The sequence below is a fragment of the Micromonospora sp. CPCC 205539 genome (assembly GCF_036906815.1).
Lineage (GTDB): Bacteria > Actinomycetota > Actinomycetes > Mycobacteriales > Micromonosporaceae > Micromonospora.
In genome coordinates this window covers 1-5,376 of sequence record NZ_JBAKHW010000088.1, presented here as the reverse complement: position 1 = coordinate 5,376, position 5,376 = coordinate 1, and the positions used below count along the sequence as shown (strand labels likewise).

Below are 5,376 nucleotides of genomic sequence, written 5' to 3'. Positions count from 1 at the left end.
CGTTGGCGTCACCCAGGTGACCCAGGTTGTGCAGCTTCGACTCCTGCAGGCTCGTCGCGATCGAGATGACCGCGGCCCGCTCGGGCAGGCCCGCCTTCTTCGTGGCCGCGATGATCGCCTTGGCATCAGCGGTCTGCCCGTCGTCGAGGGTGATCCGGGACTGCTCACCGTGGGTGCCGTGCGGGATCAGCTTGCCCATGTCCGGCTTGTCACCTTGAACGGCGACGGGCTTGCTGTCGGTGACGGGGGTGGCGGCGTGGGCGGCGATCGGGCCGGCGAACACACCACCGGCGAAGGCCAGACCAGCAACGGACAGCACGCTCTTACGCATGATCGTGTTCATGGGGAAGCTCCTTCGGGGGTAGAGACACCCGGGGCCGACGGGAAGGTCGGTGTGCGGGTGTGAGCACCTCGTCCGGCGCTGCAACGTGCGGGGGGAAGTCTTGGGCGGCGGCCTACGGGCGGGGGCCTCGTGGCGCCGGGTCCATGTGTAACGACCGCCGGCCGGGCATCATTCCGGCCCGGGGACTCCGCCAACCGGCCCTCGCGGGGCGCGGTGATGCGGCTCTGCCGTGGCAGCCCCTCGCGGGGTGGTCCTGCGATCGTCAGGGTATGTAACGACCCCGGGCCGGCCCCGATTCCACCCCACGAGTGCACCCGGTCACATGCCGAAACCACCCAGACCAGACGTCCCGGCCGCGTTGACCCGATCGGCGTGACACCAGACCGGTCGTGACGGGCATGATCGACTCGACTTCGCTGATGTCGGGGCATCGGGGACGGTTGGATACCGCGACTTCACCGAACCCGTGTCGATCACGGCAATGAGAGCCGGGGCGGCACCGACACCGAGTATGTCCGCACGGCATATGACTCAGAGTCATATTTATGACTCAGAGTCATGACGCCGAATCCGACAACCTCGGGCACGCCCTCCCGCGACCAAGGCGAGCGGCAGGCAGCGGACAGCGACGGGCAGCGGGCAGCGGCAGGCAGTGAGCATGGGCATCGCGTGGGCGGATAGCCGACAAAAGCCTAGAATCGGGTCAGAAGCCTAGAGGAGGTTGGCATGACCGCAGCGATGGAGATGCCCCGGGTCCAGGAGTGTGTGGTCGCAGCCTGCGCGTACAACCAAGCCGGCGACTGCCACGCCTTCGCGATCACGATCGGCAGCATGGATCACGCCCACTGCCACACCTTCGTCGAGTCGCCGATCCGCGGTGGCACGGACAGCCTGATCGCGCAGGTGGGCGCCTGCCAGCGCTCCGACTGCCGGCACAACGAGCAGTTGGAGTGCCATGCTCAGTCCATCCGGGTCGGGCCGGACAACGACCTGGCCGACTGCATGACCTACGACGGCCGCTGACCAGCAGGCCAGGAGCTACCCCGCCACGCGACCCGGACGGACACCCCGCCACGCGCGCCGCCGACCAGGCCGCCACGTTGCCGTCTCAGGGCAGGTCGTTGGCGTTTCGGATGACCGATACCAGGTCGTCGATGATGCCGGTGAGGGCGAAATCCTTCGGAGTGAAGACCCGGGCCACCCCGGCGGCGCGCAGGGTGTCGGCGTCGCTGGCGGGGATGATGCCGCCCACCACCACCGGCAGGTCCGCTCGGCCGGCGGCGCGCAGCCCGTCGAGAACGGCAGGCACCGCAGCCAGGTGTGAGCCGGAGAGCACGGAGAGCCCGACCAGGTCGACGTCCTCCTCCACGGCGGCGGCGACGATCTGCCCGGCGGTCAGCCGGATGCCCTGGTAGACGACTTCGAAGCCGGCGTCGCGGGCGCGTACCGCGATCTGCTCGGCACCGTTGGAGTGCCCGTCCAGGCCGGGCTTGCCGACCAACAGCCGCAGCCGGCCGCTGCCCAGCTCGCGGGCGGTGGCGGTGACCCGTTCGCGGACGGCCGCGAGGCTCGGGTCGCCGCTGGTCCCGGTGGCGCCGGCCAGCCCGGTGGGCGCCCGGTACTCACCGAAGATCTGGCGCAGCGCGCCGGCCCACTCGCCGGTGGTCACCCCGGCCCGCACGCACTCCAGGGTGGCCGGCATCAGGTTGGTGCTGGTCGCGGCGTCCGCGCGCAGCCGGCTCAGGGCCGCGTCGACGGCGGTGCCGTCCCGGTCGGCCCGCCAGCGGCGTACGGCGTCCGCGGCGGTCGCCTCGACCGCCGGGTCGACCTGCTCGACCGCCTCTGCCCCGGCAGCGGTCAACGGGGACGGCTCGGTCTCGACGAAGCGGTTGACCCCGACCACCACGTCTTCACCGGACTCCATCCGGCGGCGGCGCTCGGCCAGCGAGGCGACCAGCGCGCTCTTGAGGTAGCCGGTCTCCACGGCGGCGACCACGCCGCCCAACTCCAGCACCTTGTCCAACTCGACGCGCGCCCCGGTGACGATCTCGTCGACCAGCGCGGTCATCACGTGCGAACCGGCGAAGAGATCGGGATATTCGAGCAGATCCGACTCGTACGCCAGAACCTGCTGCATCCGCAGCGACCACTGCTGGTCCCACGGGCGGGGTAGGCCGAGCGCCTCGTTCCAGGCGGGTAGCTGCACCGCGCGGGCCCGGGCGTCACGGGACAGCGTCACGCCGAGCATCTCCAGAACGATGCGCTGGATGTTGTTCTCCGGCTGCGCCTCGGTCAGGCCGAGCGAGTTGACCTGCACGCCGTAGCGGAACCGCCGCTGTCGAGCCTCGGTCACCCCGTACCGGTCGCGGGTGATCTCGTCCCAGAGCACGCCGAACGCGCGCATCTTGGCGATCTCCTCGACGAAGCGCACGCCGGCGTTGACGAAGAACGAGATCCGCTGCGCCACGTCGCCGATCCGCTCGGCGGGCACCTGGCCGGAGTCACGGACCGCGTCGAGCACGGCGACCGCGGTGGCCAGTGCGAAGCCGACCTCCTGCACCGGCGTGGCGCCGGCCTCCTGGAGGTGGTACGAGCAGATGTTGACCGGGTTCCAGCGCGGCATCTCGCGCAGCGTGTACGCGACGACGTCGGCGGTGAGTCGCAGGGACGCCGCCGGCGGGAAGATGTACGTCCCTCGGGACAGGTACTCCTTGATGATGTCGTTCTGCGTCGTGCCCGCGCAGCGAGCCAGCTCCGCGCCCTGCTCGAGCCCCACGGTGCCGTAGAGGGCGAGCAGCCACATCGCCGGGGCGTTGATGGTCATCGAGGTGTTCATCTCGGCCAGCGGCAGGCCGTCGAAGAGCGCCCGCATGTCGCCGAGGTGGGTCACCGGCACGCCGACCCGGCCGACCTCGCCGGTGGCCAGTTCGTGGTCCGGGTCGTACCCGGTCTGGGTGGGCAGGTCGAAGGCGACCGAGAGCCCGGTCTGCCCCTTCGCCAGGTTGCGGCGGAAGAGGGCGTTCGTCGCGGCGGCCGACGAGTGGCCGGCGTAGGTGCGCATGACCCACGGGCGGTCCCGCTCGGGCATCCGCCCAGCGTATGCCTTCTCATCCATGGCCGGAGTTTAAGTTACCGTTCAGTAAAATGGGCTGTGGAAAACCACACAGGTCCATGTCGCGGACGTCCGGGTGCGAAGCACCCGCAGTGTCGCGGACGACCACACCCCGGGCACCACGGCGGCCAGGCCAGGACGCACACTGGATGCCATGGATGACGAGCTGGCCATCTCCGTCCGGGGGTTGCGCAAGGCGTACGGCGACAACGTGGCGGTGGCGGGCGTGGACCTCGACGTCCACCGGGGCGAGGTGTTCGCACTGCTCGGCCCGAACGGCGCGGGCAAGACCACCACGGTGGAGATCCTCGAGGGCTATCGGCACCGGGACGCCGGAGAGGTCACCGTGCTCGGTGCGGACCCGGCCCACCCCGACGCCGACTGGCGATCCCGGGTGGGCATCGTGCTCCAGGGCACCGGCGAGTTCGACGCGCTGACCGTGGCCGAGGTGATCCGGCACTTCTCCGGCTTCTACCCCGACGCCGACGACCCGGACAAGGTGATCGAACGGGTCGGGCTGGCCGACAAGGCGAAGGCCCGTACGCACACCCTCTCCGGTGGGCAGAAGCGCCGACTCGACGTGGCACTGGGCATCATCGGCCGCCCGGAGCTGCTCTTCCTCGACGAGCCAACCACCGGCTTCGACCCGGAGGCCCGGCGCGAGTTCTGGGAGCTGATCCGCGACCTCGCCGCCGCCGGCACCACCATCCTGCTGACCACGCACTACCTGGACGAGGCGGAGGAGTTGGCCGACCGGGTCGGCGTGATCGCCGGCGGCCGACTGGTCGAGGTGGCCCCACCGAACCGGCTGGGCAACCGGCAGGAGGCCCTCGCCACGGTCTCCTGGCGTACCCCCGACGGAGCGCCGGAGTCCGCGCAGAGCGCGACGCCGACGGCCCTGGTGGCCGAGTTGGCCGCGCGGTACGGCGGTGAGGTCCCCGGGCTCACCGTGAGCCGGCCGACCCTGGAGGACGTCTACCTGAAGATGATCGGACACGCGCGATGACGACCACGACGAAGCCGGCGACGCCGGTCGCCGCGACCCGGGGCCGGCGGCTGAGCTCCGGCGCGCTCGCCCTCCGTCAGGGCCGGTTGGAGATCACCCAGTTCCTGCGCAGTCGGGAGTCCGTGGTCTTCACGATGGGCTTCCCCATCATCATGATCCTGATCTTCGCGTCGATCTTCGATGGCACGATCGGCGGCGGGGTCAAGTTCACCCAGTACTTCGTCACCGGCATGATCGCGGCCGGCCTGATGACGGTGAGCTTCCAGAACCTCGGCATCTGGATCCCGATCGAACGGGACCGCGGCGTGCTCAAGCGCTACCGGGGCACGCCGATGCCGAAGTGGGTCTGGTTCGCCGGCAAGGTGCTCATGGTGGTGGCGATCGGCATCGCCGAGACCGTACTGCTGCTGGCCGTCGCGGTGGCGCTGTTCGACCTCGACCTGCCCGGTACGGCCGGCAAATGGTTCACCTTCGGCTGGGTGGGCGTGCTCGGGGTGACCGCCTGCACCCTGTGCGGCATCGCCATCTCGTCGCTGGCCCGCACCGCCCGCGGTGGCTCGGCGGTGGTGACCCCGGTCGCCCTGGTGCTCCAGTTCATCTCCGGGGTGTTCTTCCTCTTCACCGACCTGCCGAGCTGGATGCAGCAGGTGGCGGCGCTGTTCCCGCTGAAGTGGATGTGCCAGGGGCTGCGCGCGGTCTTCCTGCCGGAGAGCTTCGGCGCCCAGGAGCCGGCCGGGTCGTTCGAGCTGGGCCGGGTCGCGCTGGTGCTGGCCCTGTGGTGCGTGATCGGCCTGGTGCTCTGCCTGACCACCTTCCGCTGGACGACCAAGCGCGACGGCTGAGCGCGGCGGTCGCCCGCCGCGCCGCGGCCCACGCCGCGCGCCCCGCCCGCCACGCCGCGCGCCCCGCCCGCCA

4 protein-coding genes and 1 pseudogene are annotated in these 5,376 nt (G+C 70.7%); 3 read left to right on the top strand and 2 right to left on the bottom strand.

Annotation, left to right across the window (positions count from 1 at the left end; genetic code table 11):
• Positions 1–343: pseudogene (locus V6V47_RS32545) on the bottom strand (hypothetical protein); the annotation flags it as partial.
• 726 nt (positions 344–1,069) lie between these two features.
• Between V6V47_RS32545 and V6V47_RS32540 the strand changes: the two are divergent.
• Positions 1,070–1,366, top strand: coding sequence for a DUF1540 domain-containing protein (locus tag V6V47_RS32540; RefSeq protein WP_334632393.1), 297 nt, complete (start codon positions 1,070–1,072; stop codon positions 1,364–1,366).
• 85 nt (positions 1,367–1,451) lie between these two features.
• Here the strand turns inward: V6V47_RS32540 and V6V47_RS32535 are convergent, their stop codons facing one another.
• Positions 1,452–3,458: a protein meaA gene (locus V6V47_RS32535; RefSeq protein ID WP_334632392.1), complete on the bottom strand. Its 2,007-nt coding sequence runs from the start codon at positions 3,456–3,458 to the stop codon at positions 1,452–1,454.
• 151 nt (positions 3,459–3,609) lie between these two features.
• Between V6V47_RS32535 and V6V47_RS32530 the strand changes: the two genes are divergently transcribed.
• Together V6V47_RS32530 and V6V47_RS32525 are read left to right on the top strand one after the other, a co-directional pair.
• Positions 3,610–4,461: an ABC transporter ATP-binding protein gene (locus tag V6V47_RS32530; RefSeq protein WP_334632391.1), complete on the top strand. Its 852-nt coding sequence runs from the start codon at positions 3,610–3,612 to the stop codon at positions 4,459–4,461.
• Complete coding sequence (locus V6V47_RS32525; protein WP_334632390.1) at positions 4,458–5,303, top strand: ABC transporter permease; 846 nt, start codon at positions 4,458–4,460, stop codon at positions 5,301–5,303. The genes V6V47_RS32530 and V6V47_RS32525 overlap by 4 nt, the downstream gene beginning before the upstream one ends.
• Positions 5,304–5,376: the final 73 nt, after the last annotated feature.

Coding starts and splice junctions, on each gene's coding strand:
- V6V47_RS32525 (WP_334632390.1), top strand. CDS start 4,458: ATGACGACCACGACGAAGCCGGCGACGCCGGTCGCCGCGACCCGGGGC.
- V6V47_RS32540 (WP_334632393.1), top strand. CDS start 1,070: ATGACCGCAGCGATGGAGATGCCCCGGGTCCAGGAGTGTGTGGTCGCA.
- V6V47_RS32535 (WP_334632392.1), bottom strand. CDS start 3,458: ATGGATGAGAAGGCATACGCTGGGCGGATGCCCGAGCGGGACCGCCCG.
- V6V47_RS32530 (WP_334632391.1), top strand. CDS start 3,610: ATGGATGACGAGCTGGCCATCTCCGTCCGGGGGTTGCGCAAGGCGTAC.